We start from the raw sequence: 24,871 nt of genomic DNA on the forward strand, positions 1-24,871 counted from the left end.
GGGCACCGTTGTCAGGCGACTACCGAGACCATCCGGCCCTTGACCACGATGACCTTGCGCGGCTCCTTGCCGTTCAGGGTCGTCGCCACCGCGTCCAGGGCCGCCGCGCGCACGCTCTCCTCGGAGGCGTCGGCGGGGACCTCGACGCGGCCGCGGACCTTGCCGTTGACCTGCACCGGATAGGTCACCGTGTCGGCCACCAGCAGCGCCGGATCGGCCGTCGGGAAGTCCGCGTACGTCAGCGAGGTGTCGTGGCCCAGCTTGCGCCACAGCTCCTCGGCCAGGTGCGGGGCGAACGGCGCCACCATCAGCACCAGCGGCTCGGCCACCTCGCGGGGCGTGGCCGACAGGCCGGTCAGCCCGTTGGTCAGCTGGATCAGCTTGGCGATCGCGGTGTTGAACCGGATGCCGTCCATGTCACCACGGACCCCGTCGATCACCGTGTGCAGCAGCCGGCGGGTCGCCTCGTCGGCCGGGTCCTCGGTGATCCGCAGCGCGCCGGTCTGCTCGTCGACGACGGCCCGCCACACCCGCTGCAGGAACCGGTACGACCCGACCACCGCCCGGGTCTCCCAGGGGCGGGACACCTCCAGCGGGCCCATCGACATCTCGTACACCCGGAAGGTGTCAGCGCCGTACGCGGCGCACATGTCGTCGGGGGTCACCACGTTCTTCAGCGACTTGCCCATCTTGCCGTACTCGCGATTGACCACCAGGTCTTCCAGGTAGTACGCGCCGTCGCGCTCGATGACGTCCTCGGCCTGCACGTAGCTGCCGCGCGAGTCGGTGTACGCGTACGCCTGGATCATGCCCTGGTTGAACAGCTTGCGGAACGGCTCGAACGACGACACGTGCCCCAGGTCGAACAGCACCTTGTGCCAGAACCGCGCGTACAACAGGTGCAGCACGGCGTGCTCGGCGCCACCCACGTACAGGTCGGTGCCGCCGCAGTCGCCGTCGCCGCGCGGGCCCATCCAGTACCGCTCGTTCTCCGCGTCGACGAACCGCTCGCTGTTGGTCGGGTCCAGGTAGCGCAGCTCGTACCAGCAGGAGCCGGCCCACTGCGGCATCACATTGGTTTCCCGGGTGTAGCGCTTCGGCCCGTCACCCAGGTCCAGTTCGACCTCGACCCAGTCGCGCCGCCGCGACAGCGGGGTCTCCGGGTTGCTGCCGGCGTCGTCGGCGTCGAACGTCTTCGGGGAGAAGTCGTCCACCTCCGGCAGCTCGACCGGCAGCATCTCCTCCGGCAGGGCGATGGCCGCGCCGGTCTCGTCGTAGACGATCGGGAACGGTTCGCCCCAGTAACGCTGCCGGGAGAACAGCCAGTCGCGCAGCCGGTAGGTCACCGCGCCGGTGCCGTGCCCGTTCGCCTCCAGCCAGGCGATGATCGCCGCCTTGGCGTCGGCGACCCCCAGGCCGTTCAGGTCCAGGCCGCGCTCGGGCGCGGCGCTGTTGATCGCCGGACCGTCCCCGGTGTACGCCTTGCCGTCGAAGCCTTCCGCCGGCTGCACGGTACGCACGATGGGCAGCTCGAAGACCTCGGCGAACGCCCAGTCCCGCTCGTCCTGCGCCGGCACCGCCATGATCGCGCCGGTGCCGTAGCCGGCCAGCACGTAGTCGGCGATGAAGATCGGGATCTGCCCACCGGTGACCGGGTTGGTGGCGTACGCGCCGATGAAGACGCCGGTCTTCTCCTTGGTGTCGGACTGCCGCTCGACGTCGGTCTTGGCGGCCGCCGCCTTGCGGTACGCCTCGACGGCCTCCCGAGGGCTGGCGTGCCCACCGGTCCAGGCGTCCCTCGTTCCGTCCGGCCAGTTAACCGGGGCCAGTGTGTCGACCAGCTCGTGCTCGGGCGCCAGCACCATGTAGGTGGCCCCGAAGACGGTGTCCGGACGGGTCGTGAACACCCGCACCGGTGCCGCGCTGGTCGGGAAGTCGACGTGCGCGCCCTGGGAGCGGCCGATCCAGTTGCGCTGCATCAGCTTGATCGGCTCGGGCCAGTCCAGGCTGTCCAGGTCGTCCAGCAGCCGGTCACCGTAGGCGGTGATCCGCATCATCCACTGCTTCAGGTTGCGCTTGAAGACCGGGAAGTTGCCCCGCTCGGAACGGCCGTCGGCGGTGACCTCCTCGTTGGCCAGCACGGTACCCAGCCCCGGGCACCAGTTCACCGGCGCCTGCGAGACGTACGCCAGGCGGTGGTCGTCGACGACCTGGCGACGCTCGGCGACGCTCAGCTCGGCCCAGGCGCGGCCGTCCGGGGTGGGCCGGTTACCGCCCTCGAACTCGGCGATCAGCTCGGCGATCGGACGGGCCCGGCCAGCGTCGCTGTCGTACCAGGAGTTGAAGATCTGCAGGAAGATCCACTGGGTCCAGCGGTAGAAGTCGGTGTCGATGGTGGCCACCGAGCGGCGCTCGTCGTGCGCCAGCCCCAGCCGGCGCAGCTGCGCCTTGTACCGCTCGATGTTCGCGACGGTGGTGGTCCGGGGGTGGGTGCCGGTCTGCACCGCGTACTGCTCGGCCGGCAGGCCGAACGCGTCGAAGCCCATCGCGTGCAGCACGTTGCGGCCGGCCATCCGCTGGTAGCGGGCGTAACAGTCGGTGCCGATGTAGCCCAGCGGGTGGCCGACGTGCAGGCCCGCTCCGGAGGGGTACGGGAACATGTCCAGCACGTACAGCTTCTCCGCGCCGGCGCGTGGGTGGGTCGGATCGGCCAGCGGGCCGGTCGGGTTCGGTGCGTGGAAGGTGCCCTCGCGCGCCCAGGTGTCCTGCCAACGAATCTCGATCTCGTCGGCCAGGGCCGCGGTGTACCGGAACGGGGGGATGTCGCCCGCCGGTGCGGCTGCCTCACTCATCGTCTCTCCTCGCTTCGCTTCGCTTCGTCTCGGCACCACCGGGCCGGGCCGGCGGAGGGCACAAAAAAGCCCCTCGCGCAGGAGGGGCCGCCGTGCTGTCGCTGGGTTCAGCGCATCAGCACGGCCCGGTAAGAAGCAGGAAGACTCCGGCCATGCCCGCAGTGTACCTCTTCCACGGTGAGCCCTGCCGGCCCCCGGGCAGTGTCGAACCCGTTCCCCCGAGCTGGCGAATATCGGTGCGTAACCGACGGACTACCTGCGGGGGTCGGCGATAACGACAAACATGGTTAGCCTGAGAGACTAGTGAGATTCCTGCGGCAAACGAGGCTCGACGTCGCGAACCCAACGGCGGGTCCAGGTGCTCTCTACAGAGCTGCCGTGACGGCGACGAGGAGGAGGCCCGTGACACAACAGACCTGGGACGAGGTGGGCGGCCTGTTGCCGCACGACGAGTTCCGAGCCGCCAGCGAGGCCATCGTGGCCAACATCGAGCAGGTCATCGAGGGTAAGACCGCCACAGTGCGGCTCGCCCTTGCCGTCCTGCTCGCCGAGGGTCACCTCCTGATCGAAGACGTCCCGGGTGTCGGCAAGACCAAGCTTGCCAAGGCCCTCGCGCGGTCCATCGACTGCACGGTGCGACGGATCCAGTTCACCCCCGACCTCCTGCCCAGCGACGTCACCGGGGTCAGCGTCTACAACCAGGAGACGCACGACTTCGAGTTCCGCCCCGGTGCCGTGTTCGCCAACCTGGTGGTCGGCGACGAGATCAACCGGGCCTCGCCGAAGACCCAGTCGGCGTTGCTGGAGTGCATGGAGGAGCGGCAGGTCACCGTCGACGGGGTGACGTACCAGCTTCAGACCCCGTTCATGGTGATCGCCACTCAGAACCCGATCGAGATGGAGGGGACCTATCCGCTGCCGGAGGCGCAGCGCGACCGGTTCACCGCCCGCATCGCGATGGGTTACCCGGACTCCAACGCCGAGCTGGCCATGCTCGACGGGCACGGCGGCACCGACCCGCTGCACGAGCTGCGCGCGGTCTCCGACGCGGCCATCGTCCGACAGCTGATCGCCACCGTCCGGCAGGTGCACGTGGCGGACGCGGTCAAGCAGTACGCGATCGACCTGGTCACCGCCACCCGCGAGGCCCCCGACCTCCGGCTCGGCGCGTCCCCCCGGGCGACCCTGCAACTGTTGCGCACCGCCCGGGCGGTCGCCGCCCTGGAGGGCCGCGACTACGTTCTCCCCGACGATCTGCAGGCCCTGGCGGTGCCGGTGCTGGCCCACCGGATCATCCCGACCGCCGACGCGCAGCTCGCCCGGCGCACCACCGACGCGATCGTCTCCGAGCTGGTGCACCGCCTGCCGCTACCACACGACAGGCAGCGCAATCCGTACGACACCCGGCCCCCCGCCACCGGCAACGGTCGCGCACCCTACGAGCCGCGGAGGCCATGACGTGCGTGCCGGGCTACGCGGGCTGACCACCCGCGGGCGGTCCTTCCTTGCCGCTGCGGTCGCGGCGGCGATCTCAGCCGGCATCCTCGGCGAGAAGGACCTGCTCCGGGTGGCTGTGCTGTTGGCCATCCTGCCGTTGCTGGCCGCCGCCTACGTCGGGCGGAGCCGCTACAAGCTGGCCTGCAACCGTTCGCTGGACCCGCACCGGGTTCCGGTCGGCGCCAACTCCCGGGTGGTGCTGCGCCTACAGAACCTCTCCCGGCTGCCGACCGGCACCCTGCTCCTGGAGGACCGGCTGCCCTACGCACTGGGCAGCCGGCCCCGGGTGGTGTTGGAGCGGCTCGGCGCACACCAGGCCAGCTCGGTGGCGTACACGGTGCGGGCCGACGTGCGGGGCCGCTACGACGTGGGCCCGCTGGTCGTCCGGATGACCGACCCGTTCGGCCTCTGTGAACTCACCCGCTCCTTTCCCAGCACCGACCACCTGACGGTCATCCCGCAGGTCACCCCGCTGCCGTCGGTCCGGCTCCCCGGGGAGTACGCGGGCAGCGGCGACAGCCGGGCCCGCTCGGTGGCGGTGCACGGCGAGGACGACGCGGCGACCCGGGAGTACCGGCGCGGCGACGACCTGCGCCGGGTGCACTGGAAGTCCACCGCCCGCACCGGTGAGCTCATGGTGCGCCGCGAGGAGCAACCGTGGGAGAGCCGGGCCACCGTCGTCCTGGACACCCGGGCGTACGGCCACCGGGGCGAGGGGCCGACCGCCAGTTTCGAGTGGTCGGTCTCGGCCGCCGCGAGCATCGCCGTCCACCTGCGGCAGGCCGGTTACAAGTTGCGCCTGGTCACCGGCTCGGGGGCAGATGTGGACGCCTCGGAGGCCGGCGGGGACGGCACGCTGCTCGATCACCTCGCGGAGGTCCGACTGGACCAGCGTGCCGAGGTCACCGGCCTCGTGCAGCGGGTCCGCCAACGCGCCGACGGCGGTCTGATCATCGGCCTGTTCGGCACGGTGAGCGTCGCCGAGGCGGAGGTGCTGGCCGGGCTGCGGGGCAACGGCGCCACCTGTGTCGGCTTCCTCCTGAACAGCTCCACCTGGCTCAGCCTGCCGGAGAAGGCGCGGAACGAGGCGGAGCACGCCCACGCCGCCGCCGTCCTCGCCATGTTGCAGAGTGGCTGGCGGGTGGTCGGCGTCGACCACGGCGGCCGGCTGCCGGCGCTGTGGCCGCAGGTCGGTCGGGGCGCCCAGGGGTTCGCCCTGCGGGCCGCGCTGGCCGAGACGGTCGCCGGCGGTGTGCGATGAACGGAAGGCTCCCCTCATGATCAGCAGTCGGAACATCGGCCTGGTGGCGGCCGCTGCCACGCTGCTGGCCGCCGCGCCGCTGTCGGCCATCTTTCAGGGCTGGACGTGGTTGATCGAGTCCATCATCGCGGTCGCCGTGGTGGCCGGGGTGGCCGCGCTGACCCGCCTCGCCCGGGCACCGCTGTGGGCTCAGGTGCTGGGCATGCTGGCCGGGCTGATGCTCGCCCTGACCTGGTTGTTCCCCAGCGGCCAGGAGCTGTTCGCGATCCTGCCCACGCCGGGCACGTTGGGCTACTTCGGCGACCTGCTCGCCGGCTCCATGCAGGACATGCGCTCGTACGGGGTCGAGGTCCCGGACACCGACCCGTTGCTGTTCATCGCCGTGCTCGGCGTCGGCGGGGTCGCCGTGCTGGTGGACGTGCTGGCCGTAGGGCTGCGCCGGCCCGCGCTGGCGGGGCTGCCGATGCTCGCCATCTACTCGGTGCCGGTCGCCGTCTACGTGGACAGCGTCCCCGCCGTGCCGTTCGTGGTGGGCGCCGCTGGCTACCTCTGGCTGCTGGTCACCGACAACGTCGACCGGGTGCGCCGCTTCGGGCGGCGGTTCACCGGTGACGGGCGCGACGTCGACGTGTGGGAGGCCTCTCCGCTGGCATCCGCCGGCCGCCGGCTCGCGGCGGTCGGGGTGGCCCTGGCGGTGGTGCTGCCGCTGGCGGTGCCCGGCATGACCGGCGGGCTGCTCGACTCGCTCAGCCGAGGGCCGGGCAACGGCAACGGCAACGGGTCCGGCTCGGGCGGGACGTCGGGTCGGATCGACCTGTTCGCCTCGCTAGCCGGGCAGCTCAACCAGTCCCAGGTAGCCGACCTGGTGAAGGTCAAGACGTCCGAGCAGAACCCGTTCTACCTGCGCTACGCGGTCGCCGACGAGCTACGACCCGCTGGTTTCCAGGCGCGCAACCCCAGCGGCCGGTCGGTCAACCGGGATCTGCCGAACCCGGCCGACCGGGCCGGTCCCGGCGTGAAGCAGACCACCTACCAGGCGACCGTCGAGGTCACCAAGAGTCTGAGCATGGCGCTGATGCCCGTGTACGCCGAACCGACCCGCGCCGACGACCTCAGCGACAACTGGCTCTACGACGCCAACCAGCAGGTCGTCTTCTCCAACCGGGAGAACTCCCGCGGTCGGAAGTACTCCTTCGACTACGTTCGCTCGACCTTCACGCCCGAGGCGTTGCGGGCCGCGCGATCACTGCCGACCGAGCACCCCGTACGCCGACAGATGACCGCCACCCCCGGGCCGGTGCCCGAGGTGGAGGAGCTGGTCAAGGGGCTGATCCAGGGCAAGCGCACGGACTACGACCGGGTGCTGGCGATCTACCAGCACTTCTCGGCGGACAACGGTTTCAGCTACCGGTTGAGCACCGAGAGCGGCAGCAGCGGTCAGGACATCGTCAACTTCCTGACCAACAAGGTGGGCTACTGCCAGCAGTACGCCGCCGCGATGGCCTGGCTGGTCCGCTCGGCCGGCATTCCTGCCCGGGTGGCGTTCGGGTTCACCAACGGCAGCAAGCGCGACGGTGACACCTTCACGCTGACGAACCTCAACCTGCACGCCTGGACCGAGGTCTACTTCGACGGGGCTGGTTGGGTGCCGTTCGACGCCACCCCGGCGTACGGGGTGCCCGGCTCCACCCGTTCGGCCTGGGCACCGGACACTGACGCGCCGGAGGCGACCAGCCCTAGCTCCGGCGCCACGAGCGCCCCGACGGACCCGGGCACCTCGACGGAGCCGACCGGCCCGGACAACTCCGACCGGGACACCGACGACGGGCTCTCTCTCGGCGGGACGACGCCGAACGAGCAGCCACCGGTCTGGCCCTGGTGGGCAGCGGGGCTGGTGGCCCTGCTGGTGCTGCTCGCGGTGCCCGCGCTGCGCCGGATGGCCCTGCGCCGCCGACGCAGTGGCCGCGCGGCGAGCGGGGCGATGGCCTCCGCCAGGGTCGACGGCGACAGCGAGCCGGGGGCACGTCCGGTGGTGGTCAGCGCGGACGCCAACCGGGCCCGCGCGGACGCGCACGCCGCCTGGGCGGAGCTGCTCGACACGCTTGTGGACTTCCGGGTCCCGGTCGATCCGACCGAGACGCCCAGGGCGACCGCGGACCGGCTGGTCCGGGACTCCCTCGACGATGACGACGCGATCGGGTCGGCGCGGCTGCTCGGCCGGGCAGAGGAGCGGGCCCGCTACGCGCGGGATCCGCTGACCGGTGAGCCGTTGCTGCCGGCGCTGCGCGCGGTCCGTGCGGCGCTCGCGACACGGGCGGACCGACGGACCCGCCTGCGCGCCGCCGTGCTGCCGCCCTCGGTGCTGCTGCGCTGGCGCACCACGATGGCCGACAGTTCCAGCCGGATGGTGGCGCTGACCGGGCAGGCCCGGTACCGACTGCTGCGGTGGAACCCTCGACGGCTGCTGGCCGGCCGGGCAGCTCGCTGACCGACCGGTTCCCTGGCAGGGGACGGCGGCACACCCGCCGCCGTCCCAGCCCGGCCCGGCATCCCTGCGCCCGGCTCAGCGTCTCCAAGATCAGGTGATGAGAAGCAAGATCAGGTGATGAGAAGTAGGCACGGAACGTCCCAGAGAGCTACTTTTCATCACCTGATCATGCGAGGGCTGCCGGCGTGCGGCGCGCCCAGCGCGGCGGCACGCCCAGCGCGGCGGCACGCCCAGCGCGGCGGCACGCCCAGCGCGGCGGCACGGCGCGAGCCGGGAGCCGGCGGCACGGCGCGAGCCGGGAGCCGGCGGGGCGGGCAGCGGTAGAGGGCGTGCGGATACGACGGAGGTCGCCGGGGGCTGTGCCCGGCGACCGCTCGTCGCGGCGTACGGTCCGCCTCAGCGGCGGGACCGGCTCAGCGGTGCCCCTCCGGGCGCTGCCGCCACCTGTCCTCCATGCGGTCCAGGATTGACGACCGGCGACCGGATCGGCCACCGCGGGGACGACGACGACTCGTCGTGCCGCCCACCACGTGCAGGTCGGGTGACTGCGCCCGCCGGTGCGACTGCACCGCGAACGCGGCCGACGCCAGCATGACGACGAAGCCCGCCACCGCCAGTGGTGGAGTCTTGATCACCGCGCCATAGACCAGTAGAGCCAAGCCAGCGATGATGACGCCGGCGGCGACGAGCAGGCGACGCCGCGCATGGAAGCGCGGATCGCTGGCGCGCACGGCCGAGGCGAATTTGGGGTCCTCGGCAAGCGACCGCTCGATCTGCTCGAACAGCCGCTGCTCGTGCTCCGAGAGCGGCACGGCACTCCTCCCCGGTCACGTTGGTCGGGCCCATTCGGGCCGTCAGACCGTGGCAGCCAACCGGCTGCTTACCCGCAAGTCTACGAGGGGGGTCGCGCGTCGGAAAGCGGGACGACCTATGGGCGGGGTGGATTTTCGTTTCGACGGGGATCACGGTCGCCCATCAGACTGGCCGGACCTATGACGGACCGCCCGAAACGGGCAGCGGCGGCGTCCGCGGCAGCTTCCGCTTCGCGCCAGCCGCGCTCGGGCGCGCCGAGGGTGAGTTGCCGGGGGGCACCCTGCGCCGGGGCGAGCCCTTCCACCCGGACACCGACGAGTCGGATCCGCTCGCCCGGGTCCAATGCGGTGTAGAGCGCCCAGACCGTGTCGAACATCTCGCGGGCGGTGTCGGTGGGGACGTCGAGGGTGCGAGACCGGCTGACCGTGCGGAAGTCGGCCAGCCGGACCTTGAGTGAGACGGTGCGCCCGACCTGCCCGGAGCCGCGCAAACGGACACCGACCTTCGCGCTGAGCGCGAGCAACGCGCGGCGGATCTCCAACGGGTCGGCCACGTCGACGTCGAAGGTCACCTCGGCGCCGATCGACTTGTCGACGTGCTCGGGGCTGACCCCGCGCGGGTCGCGCCCCCAGGCCAACTCGTGCAGGTGCGACGCCGAAGCGGCACCGACGGCTCGGCGGAGCATGCCCACCGGCGCCTCGGCGAGGTCGCCGACTGTGGTCAGGCCGAGCCGGCGGAGCGCCTCGGCGGCGCGCTCCCCCACCCCCCACAGGGCGTCCACCGGCAGCGGGTGCAGAAAATCGAGCACCTGCCCCGGGGGCACGACCAGCATGCCGTCCGGCTTGGCCCGGGTAGAGCCCAGTTTGGCCACGAACTTGGTCGGCGCCACCCCGACCGAGCAGGTCAGCGCCTGCTCGTCGGCGACCCGGCGGCGGATCAGCCGAGCGATGGTGGCCGGGGAGCCGAAGAGCCGACGGGCACCTGTCACGTCGAGGAACGCCTCGTCGAGGGAGAGCGGCTCGACCAGGGGCGTGACGTCCCGGAAGATCTGCATGACGGCCCGGGAGGCGGCCGTGTAGGCGGAAAAATCCGGTGGCAGGTAGACCGCGTGGGGGCAGCGGGCCCGGGCCTGACTGGTCGGCATCGCGCTGCGGACGCCGTACCGGCGGGCCTCGTAGCTGGCCGAGCTGACCACCCCGCGCGGGCCGACACCGCCGACGACCACCGGCCTGCCGCGCAGCTCCGGGCGACGGCGCACCTCGACGGCGGCGAAGAAGGCGTCCATGTCGACGTGCAGGATCGGGCTGGCGGAGTCGTCGGCGTCCGGCCCGAAGCGCGGATCGTCGCCCCGGGGCAACGACTGGCTGCGGCCCATCCCGGCAGGTTAACCCGGAGGTACGACACCACCATCGGCCAGCGGGCCGAACCGCCCCCGGGATCAGCCCCGGACGACCAGCAGCGGCACTGTCAGCTCCGCGGCGGTGTCCGACCCGTGGTAGGCCACCAACTTCGACGCCATCGGCCGCTCGGTGCGACTGGCCATGACCGCGTACGTGTCGTTGCAGATCACCACCACGTCGCCGATCCGGCCCAGGTGCTCCTCGGCCACCGGCCCGAACCAGCCGGTGGCCACCATCTCGTCGCGGGTGCGTACCCGGGCCGTGGCGCCCAGCACCTCCGACCAGGCGGCCCGCACGTCGTCCACCGCGCCCGGCTCGACGTGCAGGTAGCGGACCCGGGCCTCGCCGGCCACCAGCCGCACGCCAGCGCGCAGTCGCGGATCGGTGTCCAGGTCGAAGCGGTGCGCGGCAGGGATGTCGAGCTGCCCGTGGTCGGCGGTCACCAGCAGCGCCGCGTCCGGCGGCAGCCCGTCGACCAGTCGGGCGACCAGGGCGTCCACCTCGGTCGCGGCGACCCGCCAGGGTGCCGAGTCGACGCCGCTGACGTGGCCGTGCCGGTCCAGGTCGGCGTGGTAGCCGGAGACCAGTGTGGGCCCGGCCCCGGCGGCCAGCGCGGCCAGCATGGCGGTGGCCACCGCCTCCGCGCCGGCGGCGCCCCGGAAGTCGCCACCCCGGTTGGCTGCCACTGTCAACCCGCTGCCGCCGAACTCCGGCCGGCTCACCACGCTCGTCGTGACCCCGGCAGCGCGGGCCCGCTCCAACTGGGTGGGCACCGGCTGCCAGCGCAGCGGCGACGGATCGGCGGCCCAGTCGGTGTGGGTGAGCACCCGATCGGTGCCGGGCACCCGCACAGTGAAGCCGAGCACGCCGTGCGCGCCCGGCGCGACACCGGTGCCCAGCGACACCAGGCTGGTCGGGGTGGTGGACGGGAAACCGGCGATGAGCGGCCGGGCCACCGTCGCGGCGAGCCCGGCGACAGTCGGCGCGTACGGCGCCGCGGTCGGCAGCTGGTACCAGCCGAGCCCGTCGACGAGCAGCACCGCGATCCGGCGTACCCCGGCCAGCGCGGGTCGGAGCCCGAGCGGGTCGGTCGAGCCGGGCACCCCGAGCACGGCCAGCGCGCTGGGCAGCACGTCGGTGAGGCGGCCGCCGCCGTGGCCCGGCCCGAGGATCTCCAGCGGTGCCGGCTGGCCACCGGCCTCGGCGATCATGCCGGCCGGCGGGCGAACAGGTGCAGTTGGGCGGCCAGGTCCCGGTACGGCGGTTGGGCGGCCAGCGCACGCTCCAGCTCGACCACGGCCGCGGACTGCCCGTCGGCGACAGCGGCCGGCAGCAGGTCGGCCAGCACGCGTACCCCGTGGATCTCCTCGACCACCAGCCCGGCGGCGCCGAGCAGCGCGGCGGCGCCGGCGGCGTCGTAGCGTCGGCGCAACGTGTCGCGCGGGCCCGCGGTGCCGGCCGGATCGGCGGCCACTGTGGTCGCGACGTCCAGGTGCCCGTTCATCGCGCGGCCCAGCACGGCGGCGGCCCGGCCGGCCACCAGCACACTGGCCGCGCCACCCGGGCGCAGCGCGGTGGCCAGCGCGGTCACCACCGGCGTCGGGTCGTCGACAACCTCCAGGACGGCGTGGCAGAGCACCAGGTCGACGCCGGCCGGCTCGACCAGCCCGGCGAGGGCGTCACCGTCGCCCTGCACGGCGGCGATCCGGTCGGCCACCCCGGCCTCGGCGGCGCGGCGGGTGAGCGCGGCAAGCGCGTCGGGGCTGGCGTCGACGACGGTGACCCGGTGCCCGGCGCGGGCCAGCGGAACGGCGAAACCACCGGTGCCGCCGCCCACGTCCAGCACTGTGAGCTCGGCGTCGCCGCGCCGGTCCAGCTCGGCACGGAGCACCGACCAGATCACGGCGGTGCGGGGTGTCAGCGGCGGCTCGGCGAACCGGCCTCGGGTCTGCTCCACCCGGCCGAGCCTAGTCACTCGGCCCGGTGGTGGTGTGGGCGTGTGGCGGGGGCGCCCACCACACGCCCGATCGGTGCGTGGCGCGGCGGCCGGTCAGGCCTCGGTGCCCTCGGCCTCGTCCTCCGCCCGGGACCGGCGCTCGTTGGCCACCGGACCGTTCGTCACCTCGTACTCGCGGGGGTCGGCGAGGTGCGACGGCACCCAGCCGGTGCCCAGTCGGGTCCGCCGGGCGTTGGCGATTCCACCGGTGTACGCGTGATTTCCCGTCACTGTCGTTCCCCCTCACGAATCACGGGCCGCTCTGCCCGCTCGGGACGAGTCTCCCGCTCGACGGCTCGGGAAACCGTAATGTGGATCACTGAATCAGCGGAAGTCACGGGAGGCCGGACGCACCGGTGGCTCGATGGCGTCCAGTCGGTCGGCGACCAGGTTGGTCACCCCCTCGTGCCGCTGCAACCGCCCCCGGACCACCAGCGCGGCACTGGTCCGCGCCACCCGCCGGTAGCGCTGCCACAGCCCCGGCGAACAGGTGACGTTGAGCATCCCCGTCTCGTCCTCCAGGTTGAGGAAGGTGACCCCGCCCGCTGTCGCCGGACGTTGCCGGTGGGTGACGATGCCGCCGACCCGGATCCGTTGCCCCGGCTCCACCCGGCCGAGCCGGGCGATCGGCACCGCGCCGAGCACGTCGAGCTGACCCCTGATGAAACGGGCGGGGTGGCTCTCCGGCGACAACCCGGTGGCCCACACGTCGGCGACCAGCCGGTCCACCGCCTCCATCCCGGGCAGCGTGGGCGCCGCCGCGCCGGTCACCGTGCCGGGCAACCGGCCCGGTCGGTCCTGGGCCGCCGCACCGGCGGCCCACAGCGCCTGCCGCCGGGTCAGCCCGAAACAGGCGAAGGCGTCCGCGGTGGCCAACGCCTCCAACTGCGCGGCGGTGAGACCGAGCCGCCGGGCCACATCCGGCATGTCCCGGTACGGCCCGGCGGCGACCCGTTCGGCCTCGATTCGCTCGGCCACGTCGGCACCGAGCGTGCGCACACTGGACAGGCCGAGCCGGACGGCGGGGCCGCCCAGCCCCCAGGCGTGCGGCGGCTCCCCCGGCCCGCTGCCCCACCGGGTCTCCGGGGTGGACTCCAGCACCGCCAGCGCCCCGCTGGCGTTGATGTCCGGACGACGGACCTCCACCCCGTGCCGGCGGGCGTCGTCGACCAGGGTCTGCGGCGAGTAGAAACCCATCGGCTGAGCGTTGAGCAGCGCGGCCAGGAACGGCGCGGGGTGGTAACGCTTGAGCCAGGAGCTGGCGTAGACCAGGTAGGCGAAGCTCATCGCGTGGCTCTCCGGGAAGCCGTAGCTGGCGAACGCGGTGAGTTTGCGGTAGACGTCGTCAGCAAGCTCACCGGTGATGCCCCGCTCAGCCATCCCGGCGTAGAGCCGGTCGGCGATCCGGGTCATCCGCTCGACCGACCGTTTGGCGCCCATCGCCCGGCGCAACTGGTCGGCCTCGGCCGCGTCGAAGCCGGCCAGGTCGATGGCGAGCTGCATCAGCTGCTCCTGGAACAACGGCACACCCAGGGTCTTCTCCAGGGCGTTGCGCATCAGCGGGTGCGCGAAGGTCACCGGCTCCTGGCCGTTCTTGCGGCGGATGAACGGGTGCACCGAACCGCCCTGGATCGGACCGGGACGGATCAGCGCCACCTCGACCACCAGGTCGTAGAACTCGCGGGGCTTGAGTCGGGGCAGGGTGGCCATCTGGGCCCGGCTCTCCACCTGGAACACCCCGACCGAGTCGGCCCGGCAGAGCATGTCGTAGACCTCCGGGTCGTCCAGGGTCATGTCGCCCAGGTCGAGCCGGGACCCGATCATGTCGTAGCCGTAGTGCAGGGCGGAGAGCATGCCCAGGCCGAGCAGGTCGAACTTGACCAGGCCCACCGCGGCGCAGTCGTCCTTGTCCCATTGCAGGACGCTGCGCCCGGGCATCCGCCCCCACTCCACCGGGCAGACCTCGATCACCGGCCGGTCGCAGATCACCATGCCGCCGGAGTGGATGCCCAGGTGCCGCGGGAACGTCTGCAACTCGTTGGCGTACTCCACCACCTGCTCGGGGATGTTCTCGACATCGACAGTGGCGACCGAACCCCACCTGTCGATCTGCTTGCTCCAGGCGTCCTGCTGCCCCGGGGAGTAGCCGAACGCCTTGGCCACGTCCCGCACGGCCGACCGGGGCCGGTAGGAGATGACGTTGGCGACCTGGGCGGCGTGCTCCCGGCCGTAACGGGTGTAGACGTGCTGGATCACCTCCTCCCGGCGGTCGGACTCGATGTCCACGTCGATGTCGGGTGGGCCGTCCCGTTCCGGGGCGAGGAACCGCTCGAAGAGCAGTTGGTGCCGGACCGCGTCCACATTGGTGATCCGCAACGCGTAGCAGACCGCCGAGTTGGCCGCCGAACCCCGACCCTGGCAGTAGATGTCCTGGTCACGGCAGAACGTGACGATGTCGTAGACCACCAGGAAATAGCCGGGGAAACCCAGCTCCTCGATCATGTTCAGTTCGTGCTCGAGTTGCGCGTACGCCGTCGGGTGCGCCTGCGGCGGCCCGTAGCGCTCGTGTGCCCCGTCAGCTGTCAGCTTCCGCAGCCAACTCATCTCGGTGTGCCCCGGCGGCACCGGGTACGCCGGTAGCTGCGGCGCGACGAGCTGAAGGTCGAAGGCCAACTCGGCGCCGAACTCGGCGGCCCGCGCCACCGCACCCGGGTACGCGGCGAACCGGGCCGCCATCTCCGCGCCGCTGCGCAGGTGGGCGGTGGCCGCCGCGGGCAACCAGCCGTCGATCTCGTCCAGGCTGCGTCGGGCCCGGACCGCGGCGACGGTGGTGGCCAGCCGACGCCGGCCGGGGCTGGCGTAGTGCACGTTGTTGCTGGCCACCGTCGGCAACCCGGCCGCGGCGGCCAGCTCGGCGAGCGCGTCGTTACAGTCGGCGTCGACGGGATGACCGTGGTCGGTCAGCTCCACGGCCACCGTCTCCGCGCCGAAGAGCGCGGTCAGCCGGTCCAACTCGCGGGCCGCCGCGTCCACCCCCTCGGTGAGCAGCGCCCCCGGCACGTGCCCCTTGCGGCAGCCGGTCAGCACCAGCACATGGTCACGCAGCTCGGCGGCGACCTCCTCCAGGTCCCCGTAATCCGGGCGGCCCTTCTCCCCGCCGCGCAGCTGGGCGCGGGCGATGGTGGTGGCCAGCCGGGCGTACCCCTCGTGGCCGTGCGCGAGCACCAGCAGGTGCGCGCCGTGCGGGTCGGGCTCGCCGTTCTGCGGGCCGGGCAGGCCGAGAGACAGCTCCGCGCCGAAGATGGTCGGCAGGCCCAGCGTACGAGCCGCCTCGGCGAAGCGGACCACCCCGTAGAAGCCGTCGTGGTCGGTGACGGCGAGCGCGGTGAGCCCCAGCCGGGCCGCCTCCTCCGCCAGCTCCTCCGGGTGGCTGGCGCCGTCGAGGAAGCTGAAGTTGGTGTGCGCGTGCAGCTCCGCGTAGGGCACCACGCCGTCGGGGCGGGTCAGCTCCGGTGGCTGGTACTGCTCGCGGCGGCGGCTCCAGGCCGGGGAGTCGCCGCCATCGGCGTCCACGGCGAGCGGGTCCACCACGTGCAGGTGCCGCTCGCCCCGGCTCCCCCGCTTGCCGCCGGGCCGCCCGGAGAGCACCCGCTCCAGCTCCGACCAGGGCATCTTCGGGTTGTGGAAGCTCATCCGGCCGCTCCGGCCGCGTTGCTCGGCCCGGTACTGCTCGGCCCGGTACTGCTCGGCCCGGTACTGCTCGGCCGAGGGATGCTGGGCGACCGGGTCGACGACGAACACGACGGCGGTCGCCCCGACGGCGGCGAGAGGTGCGATGAGCGTGATGACTCACAGGCATCTTGATGTCTGTGAGTCATCACGCTCATCAGGACATCTGCTCCCCGGCCAGCACGGAGCCAGCCGACGCCGGGCAGGGATCGACCTGACTTAGTCATAGATCGCCTCCACCAACCACTGCCCGGCCTCGACGGCCAGCAGCAGGGCAGCACCGTCGGCCAGGCTGACCTGGAACCGGGCCCGGCGGCGGGCCTCGGCCGGCGCCCACCACCGCTCGTCCACCGGCCACGGGCCGGCCCAACCCACGATCTCCGCCGGCTGGCCGGTGCCGACCACCAGTCGGGCGGGCGCGGCGCTCACCGCCAACCGCGCGCTGATCACCACCGGCTCGCCAGCGGCGTCGTGCACGGTCGCGGCGAGCGGACTGGGCAGCACCACGGCGGGCGCGGGCGGCGGCAGCCGGCCCGGCCACGGCGGAGCTTCGGGCCGGGCCGGGACGCGTTCGTCGCCCCACGGCACCAGTCGCACCTGGTCGGCCGGCGCGCGCCCACCACCGAGCACCGCGGTGACCACCGCCTCCGGGCCGAGGATGCCCTGCACCCGACTCAACGCCCGGTGCGCGCGTTCCCGCTCCTCGCCGGTCTCCCCCCAGAGGCCGGCCTGCAGACCGGCCTGGGCGATCACCCCGTCCGGGATCAGTCGCAGCCGGATGATGCCGGCCGTCGGCCGGGCCGGTCGGGCACCGGCCCGGCCGTTGCTGCCGGAGAGCCACCCGTCGAGCTGCCAACGCACCCGGTCGGCGATGGCCGCGGCGGTGAGCAGACCATCGTGCCGCCACACCCGGTGCAGCTCCTGCCCGTGCTCAGTGACCGCCTCGATGCCGAGCCGGGTGCAGGCCAGGCCGTGTCCGGCCAGCCGTTCGTGCAGTTGCTCGGCCAGCGCCCGGGCCACGAACGCCGCCGCGTCGACCCGGTCGATCGGGTCGTCGTGCACCGCGGTCACCGTCAGGTCGGCCGGCGGCTGCCGGACGGCGAGTGGGCGGTGGTCCCGCCCGGCGGCCAGCCGGTGAGCCAGCGCACCGTCGAACCCGAACCGGGCCAGCACGTCGCCGGCCGGCAGGGCGGCGAAGTCACCGAGCGTGCGTACTCCCAGCCGGCGCAGCAGGTCGGCGAGCGCCGACCGCCCGAGCGCCTCGACCGGCAACCCGGCCAGGAACTCCGGTGTCCCACCCGGTGCCACCACCCGGCCGGCGCGAGCGGCCAACCCGGCCGCGAACACCCCGTCGGCGATGCCGACCTGGCTCTCCACCAGGCACGACTGCGCCACATGCTCGATGATCCGCTCAGCGGCCGCCTCCTCGCCGCCGAGGTAACGGCCCGGCCCCCGGGCGACCACCGCGCAGGCGCCCGGACGGACCACCTCGACGCCGGCGACCAACTCCTCCACTGCGGCGACCACCGGTTCGAACGCCCGGGCGTCCCGGCCGGGGTCGTACTCCACGACGGTGAGCTGCGGACAGCGCCCCTGTGCCTCCCGCTTGCGCAGCCCTCTACGCACCCCTTCGGCACGGGCCCGCTCGGAGCAGGCGACCACCCGGTTGGCGTGCAGCACGGCGACCGGGCCGGTCGCCGGCACCCCGTCGACGATCTCGGCGGCGAGCACCGGCCAGTCCGGGCACCACAGCAGCAGCGTGCGTGCCGGCGCGCCGGTCACCCCTGACCGACCAGCGCGAGTGGCGCGGCCGATCGGCCCACGGGCGACGGCAGCGTACGAGGGATCACCCGGGTCAACTCGTCACCCGGGAGCCAGACCTTGATCTCCTTGGGCCGGGCAGCCGCCCCGCGCCCGCGCGCCGAGACGGTGATCTCCCGGCGGCGCAACCGCCCCCGGCCCAGCCCGAGACCCTCCCAGACTCCCCGGACCACCTGCAGCGTCACGTCCGCGCCGTCCCACCGGCCGTACGGGACGAGCACGCTGCCGCGCTGCCGGGCCCGGGCGGCCAACCGGGTGGCGACCGAGGCGGAGACCGAGGCCGGCACGGTGGTGACCACGACGTCCACCCCGTCGATCAGCGCGGCGACCACGGTGGCCCACTCGGGGCCGGGATTCGGCACCAGGGCCAGCCGGTCCAGGGCGATGCCCAGCTCAGCCGCCGCGCCCGCGCCGAACGTCGGCACCCCGACCACGGCGCACCACGAGCCGGCCCGGGACGCCTCGGCGAGCAGGGCCAGCATCAGCGAGGTGCCACCGCTGCGGCGGGGCTGGCCGGCGGCGACCGCGATGGTGCTGCCCCGGCGCAGGCCCCGGTTGGGCAGCAGACCGGTCAGCTCGGGCACCACCGGCAGCACCCGGTGGCCACCGACCGGGTCGGGCGCGCTCGCCGGGCGCACCAGATCGGCCAGCGCGGCGGAACCAGCCACCATGCGGCCCGCCATTGGACCAACTCCCCCGTCGTTGCTGTGGATCAGATCAGGACCGGCACGCCGTGCCACCGGCCGCCCGGCTCCCCTCGCGGGGCGGCCGGTGGCACGGCGGGATCAGGCGGCGAGGCCGTCCAGGGCCGGTTGGTGGGCCACGCCGAGCGCGGTTTCCACCACCGTGACGAACTGTTCGGCAGCGCGGAGCAGATCGTCGGCTTCCCGGGCGCTGACCACCCGGGGGATGCCGGCCTCGGCGGCGGCGCGCTTGCTGGCCCCCGCGGCGAAGAACCGGGACCACTCGTCGAGCTCCGGAGCGACGGCGCAGAGGAGGACCCAGACACTGGTGATCCGGTTGCGTCGACTCGGCGCGGGGCGGGCCCGGGCGGCGAGCAGAGCTGCCGCCGCGCGCAGGGCGGCCAGGTGGGCAGCCGCGTAGCGCAGACCGTCAGGTCGGGTCTGGCCGGCCTCGACCAGCCCACGGCGGGCCAACGTGAGGAGTTGGGCGGGGGTGCGGTGCGGCAGCACGTGCGCCGGCACCGTCGGTGCCTGAGCCGGGTTGGTCGGCATGGGTGTCTCTCCTCCACGTGGCCGAGACGTCACTGCGGCGGCTGATGCCACCGACGAGACGCCGAGGTCGGGGTGGTGCGGAGGAAGACGCACCGGGTGTGGCCGGCCGGGTGTGGATGCTTCCCCACACCACACCCGGCCGGCGGACCGGCGGGTGCGTCGCCCGCCGCCCGGGGGTCGTGGGCGGCGAGCGACGCTCCTGCCTAATGGGGACCAGGCTCGCGACTGCCCGGAAACCCAGGTGCGGCCCGCGGAGCCGCACCGCCCGGAGGTGGCGCCGCGAAACGCCGCGCTCCGGCTGGTTGGAACGGGCGTTCGAGGCAATCGAACACTCGTTCTAACTGCTGCTGACAGTACACCTCCCCTCCGACGAAAATGCAACGTGTGACGCGCCGAGCGTGCCGGCCGACTGAACCGGCCACCAACGGACCGGGAAGAATGGCGGGATGCAGCCACACCCGAACGTACGGGCGGTGCAGGACGCGCTCACCGCCGCCGGCACCCTCGACGGCGCCGGTGAGCCCAGCGTGGTCCGTCTGCTGCCCGACGCGGTGCACACCGCCGCGGCGGCCGCCGAGGCGCTCGACGTCGAGGTCGGCCAGATCGCCAACTCACTGATCTTCGACGCGGACGACACGCCGTTGCTCGTCCTCACCTCCGGCGCACACCGGGTCGACACCGCCGGCCTGGCGGCATCGATCGGCGTCACCCGACTGCGTCGGGCCACCCCGGAGTTCGTCCGGGCCCACACCGGGCAGCCGATCGGCGGGGTCGCCCCACTCGGGCACCCGCACCCGCTGCGCACTCTGGTGGACACGGCGCTGGCGGCGTACCCGGAGATCTGGGCCGCGGGTGGCGTACCCCAGGCGGTCTTCCCGACCACCTACCCCGAGCTGTTGCGGGTCACCGCCGGCACCCCCGCCGAGGTGGCGTGAGCGAGCGAACCAGCAGGCACAGCGGCGACGTCAGCGCGGCTCCGGAGCTGGTCACGCTGCACGTGTGGCGGACCTCCCCTGGCGCGCTGCCCCGGGCGCTGACCCGGATGGCGGTGGACCCCCGCCGGTTGCGGGCCCTCCCCGGCGTTCGTTTCGGCAAGCTGCTGGGCACCGGAACCGGCACCGACTTCGGGCCCCGGGACGCCGACCTGACCCGGTGGGCGGCGCTGACCGTCTGGGACTCCCCCGCCGCGGCGGCCGGCTTCGACGACTCTCCGGTCGGGCGGGCCTGGGCGCGCATCGCCCACGCCCAGGCACGAATCGACCTACGCCCGTTGACCAGCCGGGGCGAGTGGTCCGGCCAGCGGCCGTTCGGCGACCCGTCGGGCGGCCGGGTCACCGGCCCGGTGCTGGCACTGACCCGGGCCCGGCTGCGGGCCCGCCGGGCGGCCACCTTCTGGCGGGCGATCCCGCCGGTGGCCGCCGCTCTGCGCGACGCGCCCGGGCTGCTGGCCCGGTTCGGGGTCGGAGAGGCCCCGTTGGGTTGGCAGGGCACGGTGAGCGTGTGGCGCGACCCGACGGACCTGGTGGCGTTCGCGTACCGTCACCCGGAGCACCGGGCGGCGATCATGCGAACCCCCACCGCGGGCTGGTACGCCGAGGAACTGTTCGCCCGGTTCGAGGTGCGCGACGTGGTCGGCGACCGGTCGGTGCTCGGATGGGTCGTCGACGGCGGCCCGGAAACGGTGAAGGGTGGACGGGCATGAGGTTGGTGCGCTGGACGCCGGACGATCTCGTCCGGCGGCTGGACGACGTGGTGGCCGTCTACGGCGAGGCGATGGGATACCGCACCGACCTGCTGGAGGCCCGGCGCGGTTACATCGCCACCCACGTCCGCCGACCGGGTTTCCGGGCGGTCGCCAGCCTGACCAGTGAGGGTCACCTCGCCGGCTTCGGCTACGGCTACCTGGGCGCCTCCGGTCAGTGGTGGCACGACCAGGTGCACCGCGCGCTGAACGCCCCGACCCGCACGCGCTGGCTCACCCACTGCTTCGAGGTGGTCGAGCTGCACGTCCGGCCGCCGGCGCAGGGGCACGGCCTGGGCACCGGTCAGCTGCGCGCGCTGCTCGGCATGGCGGAGGGCGACACCGTGCTGCTGTCCACCCCGGAGGCCGACGAGCAGACCTCGCGGGCCTGGCGGTTGTACCGACGGTTCGGCTTCGTCGACGTGCTGCGCGACTTCCACTTCCCCGGCGACGAGCGACCGTTCGGCGTACTCGGTCGGGATCTGCCGCTCGAGCCACCGGCGTCATGACCCGGCGGATCTCCTGGACGCTGCTCGCCGTTCTGGTCCTCGCCCAGATCTGCTACCCGCTCACCACCGGCGCCACCCGGGCCGGGCTCACAGTGGCTACCGTCGTCCTCGGTTGGCTGCTCTCGGTCGGCCACGCGCTGCTCAGCCGGGGCCCACGGGTGGCGGCGGCGCTGGTCGCGGTGGCCACCGGCGGCGGGTTCACGATCGAGGCGATCGGGGTGGCCACCGGCGTGCCGTTCGGCAGCTACGACTACTCCGGAGAGCTGGGTCCCAAGCTGGCCGGCGTGCCGCTGATCATTCCGCTGGCCTGGACCTGGATGGCCTGGCCGGCCTGGCTGGCAGCGGTCCGACTGACCGGCGGCAGGACCGTGACTGCCGACGGCAGCGGGCCGACAGCCGACGGCAGCGGGCCGACGGTGGGTCGATGGGTGGGGCGGATCGCGCTGGCCACCGTGGGGCTGGCCGCCTGGGACCTCTTCCTCGACCCGCAGATGGTGGCCGAGGGCTACTGGGTCTGGCGCGACGCCACCCCGGCCCTGCCCGGCCTGGCCGGCATCCCGGTCAGCAACTACCTGGGCTGGCTGCTCTTCGCGGTGCTGATGATGAGCGCGCTGCGCCCGCTGGCCGGGCCGGCCGCCGAACACACCGATCGGCGGGACCACCCGATGCTCGCGCTCTACCTGTGGACGTACTTCTCCAGCATCCTGGCCCACGCCGTCTTCCTCGACCTGCCCGCCTCGGCGCTCTGGGGCGCGGCCGGCATGGCGGTGACCGCCGTACCCCTGGCGGTGACCCTCCTGCGTGCCCGCCGGGGCGGTGACCCCGGTCGGGAGGCCCACCAGCCACACCGCCCCGGCGTCGACGCGACCCGATGACCGTCCTGCTCGCCCTGCTCATCGCCGTCGCCGCGTTGACCGGGCACACCTGGCTCAACGCCACCCGGTGGCTGCGCCGACCCACCGACCGGCCCGACGACGTCGACGAGCCGGTCACCGTGCTGCTGCCGCTGCGCGACGAGGCCACCCGGGTCACGCCCTGCCTGCGTGCCCTGCTGGCCCAGCGCGGCGTACCCGGGCTGCGCGTCGTGGTCCTCGACGACGGGTCCACCGACGGCACCGCCGACGTGGTCCGCGCGGTGGTCGGCGACGACCCCCGGGTCACGCTGCTCACCGGGGTCGCCCCACCACCGGGCTGGCTGGGCAAGCCGCACGCCTGTTGGCAGTTGGCCACCCGGGCCGACCCGGACGCCACCGCGCTGGCCTTCGTCGACGCCGACGTGGTGCTCGCCCCGCACGCCGTGGCCGCTGCCGTCACCGAGTTGCGCGCCGCCCGGGCGACGCTGCTGTCGCCGTACCCCCGGATCGTGGTGGCGACGGCCGGCGACCGGTTGGTGCAGCCGCTGCTGCAGTGGCTCTGGCTGACCTTCCTGCCGCTACGCGCGATGGAGCGCTCGTCGCGGCCGTCGCTGGCCGCGGCGGGCGGGCAGTTCCTGGTGGTGGACCGGCGCGGCTACAACGCCGCCGGCGGGCACGCCGCGGTCGCCGACAAGATCCTGGAGGACGTCGAGCTGGCCCGGGCGGTCAAGCGGGCCGGTGGGCGGATCGCCCTGGCCGACGGCTCCCGGCTGGCCACCTGCCGGATGTACGACGACTGGCCGCAACTGCGCGACGGGTACTCGAAGTCGCTCTGGGCGTCGTTCGGGCACCCGGGCGCGGCGGCAGCCGTGGTGGCGGCGCTGCTGCTGCTCTACACCGCCCCACCACTGATCGCGTTGACGGGTGCGGCGGCCGGCGCACCGATGGTGGCCACCGTGGGTCTGGCCGCGTACGTGCTCGGGGTGGCCGGACGGGTGCTCACCGCCCGCGCGACAGGTGGCCGGTGGTGGCCCGACGCGCTCGCACACCCCGTGTCGGTCGTGGTCCTCGGTTGGCTGACCCTGCGGTCGTACCATCTGCGAAAGCGACGCCGCCTGACCTGGCGGGGCCGCCCGGTCAGCTAGGGAGGACGCGGCATGGCGCGGATCGTGGTCGTGGGCGCCGGGGTGGGTGGCCTCGCCACCGCCGCCCGGCTGGCCGCCACCGGGCACCAGGTGACGGTCTTCGAGCGGGCCGACACGGTCGGCGGCAAGCTCGGCCGCTACACGCACGACACCCCGGCCGGGTCGTTCCACTTCGACACCGGGCCGAGCCTGCTCACCCTGCCCGAGGTCTTCCACGACCTGTTCGAGGCGACCGGGGCGAAGCTCGACGAATACCTGGACCTGGTTCCGCTGGACACGATCGTCCGGCACGTCTTTCCCGATGGTGGCCCGACCCTGGACTCGTGCGCCGACCCGGAGGAGTTCACCGCCCGGATCGGGGCCGCGTTCGGTGACCGGGCGGCGGCCGACTGGCAGCGGCTGTGGCGCCGGGCTGCGCGGGTGTGGAACGCCTCCTCACGGGACATCCTGCGCCGTACCGTCGACTCTCCCCGCGACCTCGCGTCGCTGGCCTGGCGCGTCGGCGACCTGGCCGCCATCGCCCCGGGCCGCAGTCTGCGCGGCCTCGGCCGCCGGCACCTGTCCGATCCGCGGCTGCGGATGATGCTGGACCGGTACGCCACCTACACCGGCGCCGACCCACGTCGGGCACCGGCGGCGCTGGTCGCGGTCCCCTACGCCGAGCTGACCTTCGGCGGCTGGTACCTGCGCGGTGGTCTGGGCACGCTCGCCGACGCGCTGCTGACCCGCTGCCTGGACCTCGGCGTGGTCGTGCAGACCGACGCCACTGTCACCCGGATCGACGCCACCGGCGGCCGGGTGCACGGGGTACGCCTCGCCGGCGTCACCACCCCGGTACCCGCCGACGTGGTGGTGGCCAACGTGGACGCGCTCACCGTCTACCGTGACCTGCTGCCGCACCCGCGTCGGCTGGCCACGCTGACCGACCGCAGCCTCGCCGGCTTCGTGCTGCTGCTCGGCGTCTCCGGCAGCACCGGGCTGGCCCACCACAACGTCTTCTTCCCGGACGACTACGACGCCGAGTTCGACGCGGTCTTCGGTGACCCCGGGCGCGGTGTACGGGCCCGGCCGGCGGCCGACCCGGCGGTGTTCGTCACAGTCGCCGACGACCCGATGGTCCGCCCAGCCGGACACGAGGCGTGGTTCGTGCTGGTCAACGCCGCCCGACAGGGCACCGCGGCGGGCGCTGTCGACTGGCGACGCCCGGGGCTGGCCGACGCGTACGCCGACCGGATCCTGGACGTGCTGGCGCGGCGCGGCGTGGACGTGCGCGACCGGCTGCTGTTCCGCGAGATCCGCACCCCGGCCGACCTGGACGTGGCGACCGGCGCACCGGGTGGCTCGATCTACGGCACCGCCGGTGGGCTGCTGCGCCCGGCGAACCGGGGCCCGGTTGACGGACTGTGGCTGGTGGGCGGATCCACCCACCCGGGCGGTGGGTTGCCGATGGTGACCCTCTCCGCGCAGATCGTCGCCGACGAGATCGGCCCCGCCTGGTAGACCCGGCGTCGAGCCGGGCTGGCCCGGCCG

At 73.5% G+C, this 24,871-nt stretch carries 19 protein-coding genes; 9 read left to right on the forward strand and 10 right to left on the reverse strand.

What is annotated here, in order from left to right:
* Positions 1-11: 11 nt before the first annotated feature.
* Positions 12-2,852 (reverse strand): leucine--tRNA ligase, encoded by a 2,841-nt coding sequence (leuS, locus tag AB0B68_RS11875; protein ID WP_357259638.1) that lies wholly within the window; start codon positions 2,850-2,852, stop codon positions 12-14.
* Between the two features lie 402 nt (positions 2,853-3,254).
* Here leuS and AB0B68_RS11880 point away from each other — a divergent pair, with 402 nt between their 5' ends.
* Genes AB0B68_RS11880 through AB0B68_RS11890 form a run of 3 tightly spaced genes read left to right on the forward strand, consistent with a single transcriptional unit; the run spans position 3,255 to position 8,098 of the window.
* Entirely contained in the window at positions 3,255-4,310 is a 1,056-nt protein-coding gene (locus AB0B68_RS11880; protein ID WP_355007681.1) for a MoxR family ATPase, read from the forward strand.
* 1 nt (position 4,311) lies between these two features.
* A complete protein-coding gene (locus AB0B68_RS11885) occupies positions 4,312-5,610 on the forward strand; it encodes a DUF58 domain-containing protein (RefSeq protein WP_357206159.1) in 1,299 nt (432 codons plus the stop codon).
* A 16-nt stretch (positions 5,611-5,626) separates the two neighbouring features.
* A complete protein-coding gene (locus AB0B68_RS11890; RefSeq protein WP_357206161.1) occupies positions 5,627-8,098 on the forward strand; it encodes a DUF3488 and transglutaminase-like domain-containing protein in 2,472 nt (823 codons plus the stop codon).
* A 413-nt stretch (positions 8,099-8,511) separates the two neighbouring features.
* On the opposite strand, the gene AB0B68_RS11895 is transcribed toward AB0B68_RS11890, so the two are convergent.
* From AB0B68_RS11895 to AB0B68_RS11935, 9 genes are all read right to left on the reverse strand, one after another.
* The gene (locus AB0B68_RS11895; protein WP_030334542.1) at positions 8,512-8,910 is read right to left on the reverse strand and encodes a DUF3040 domain-containing protein; all 399 of its coding nucleotides are present in this window, start codon (positions 8,908-8,910) and stop codon (positions 8,512-8,514) included.
* Positions 8,911-9,026: 116 nt separating this feature from the next.
* Complete coding sequence (locus tag AB0B68_RS11900; protein ID WP_357206955.1) at positions 9,027-10,286, reverse strand: DNA polymerase IV; 1,260 nt, start codon at positions 10,284-10,286, stop codon at positions 9,027-9,029.
* 63 nt (positions 10,287-10,349) lie between these two features.
* Positions 10,350-11,522, reverse strand: a complete 1,173-nt coding sequence (locus AB0B68_RS11905; RefSeq protein ID WP_357206957.1) for a nucleotide pyrophosphatase/phosphodiesterase family protein — start codon at positions 11,520-11,522, stop codon at positions 10,350-10,352.
* A complete protein-coding gene (locus AB0B68_RS11910) occupies positions 11,519-12,286 on the reverse strand; it encodes a methyltransferase domain-containing protein (protein WP_357206958.1) in 768 nt (255 codons plus the stop codon). The genes AB0B68_RS11905 and AB0B68_RS11910 overlap by 4 nt, the downstream gene beginning before the upstream one ends.
* Positions 12,287-12,361: 75 nt before the next feature.
* Positions 12,362-12,538: a hypothetical protein gene (locus tag AB0B68_RS11915; RefSeq protein WP_167492956.1), complete on the reverse strand. Its 177-nt coding sequence runs from the start codon at positions 12,536-12,538 to the stop codon at positions 12,362-12,364.
* 93 nt (positions 12,539-12,631) lie between these two features.
* Positions 12,632-16,000, reverse strand: a complete 3,369-nt coding sequence (locus AB0B68_RS11920) for an error-prone DNA polymerase (RefSeq protein WP_357259771.1) — start codon at positions 15,998-16,000, stop codon at positions 12,632-12,634.
* 255 nt (positions 16,001-16,255) lie between these two features.
* Positions 16,256-17,818 carry a DNA polymerase Y family protein gene (locus tag AB0B68_RS11925; protein WP_357206960.1) on the reverse strand — a complete coding sequence of 521 codons (1,563 nt, stop codon included), beginning with the start codon at positions 17,816-17,818 and terminating at the stop codon, positions 16,256-16,258.
* Positions 17,815-18,540 carry a hypothetical protein gene (locus AB0B68_RS11930; protein WP_355007688.1) on the reverse strand — a complete coding sequence of 242 codons (726 nt, stop codon included), beginning with the start codon at positions 18,538-18,540 and terminating at the stop codon, positions 17,815-17,817. Before AB0B68_RS11930 ends, AB0B68_RS11925 begins: the two co-directional genes overlap by 4 nt.
* A 102-nt stretch (positions 18,541-18,642) precedes the next feature.
* Positions 18,643-19,092: an SAV_6107 family HEPN domain-containing protein gene (locus AB0B68_RS11935; protein ID WP_007463070.1), complete on the reverse strand. Its 450-nt coding sequence runs from the start codon at positions 19,090-19,092 to the stop codon at positions 18,643-18,645.
* Positions 19,093-19,538: 446 nt separating this feature from the next.
* On the opposite strand from AB0B68_RS11935, the gene AB0B68_RS11940 reads away from it, so the two are divergent.
* From AB0B68_RS11940 to crtI, 6 genes are read left to right on the forward strand one after another with little or no spacing between them, the layout of a single operon-like run.
* On the forward strand, positions 19,539-20,027 hold the full coding sequence (locus AB0B68_RS11940; RefSeq protein WP_355007689.1) for a YbaK/EbsC family protein: 489 nt from the start codon (positions 19,539-19,541) through the stop codon (positions 20,025-20,027).
* Positions 20,024-20,794, forward strand: a complete 771-nt coding sequence (locus tag AB0B68_RS11945; protein WP_357205659.1) for a monooxygenase — start codon at positions 20,024-20,026, stop codon at positions 20,792-20,794. Before AB0B68_RS11940 ends, AB0B68_RS11945 begins: the two co-directional genes overlap by 4 nt.
* Entirely contained in the window at positions 20,791-21,342 is a 552-nt protein-coding gene (locus tag AB0B68_RS11950) for a GNAT family N-acetyltransferase (RefSeq protein WP_355007690.1), read from the forward strand. Before AB0B68_RS11945 ends, AB0B68_RS11950 begins: the two co-directional genes overlap by 4 nt.
* On the forward strand, positions 21,339-22,217 hold the full coding sequence (locus tag AB0B68_RS11955) for a carotenoid biosynthesis protein (protein ID WP_357259641.1): 879 nt from the start codon (positions 21,339-21,341) through the stop codon (positions 22,215-22,217). The genes AB0B68_RS11950 and AB0B68_RS11955 overlap by 4 nt, the downstream gene beginning before the upstream one ends.
* A complete protein-coding gene (locus AB0B68_RS11960; protein WP_357205667.1) occupies positions 22,214-23,341 on the forward strand; it encodes a glycosyltransferase family 2 protein in 1,128 nt (375 codons plus the stop codon). The genes AB0B68_RS11955 and AB0B68_RS11960 overlap by 4 nt, the downstream gene beginning before the upstream one ends.
* 12 nt (positions 23,342-23,353) lie before the next feature.
* Positions 23,354-24,841, forward strand: a complete 1,488-nt coding sequence (crtI, locus tag AB0B68_RS11965; protein WP_357205670.1) for a phytoene desaturase family protein — start codon at positions 23,354-23,356, stop codon at positions 24,839-24,841.
* The last annotated feature ends 30 nt before the right edge of the window (positions 24,842-24,871 follow it).

It is taken from the genome of Micromonospora sp. NPDC049049, from assembly GCF_040649115.1.
Lineage (GTDB): Bacteria > Actinomycetota > Actinomycetes > Mycobacteriales > Micromonosporaceae > Micromonospora.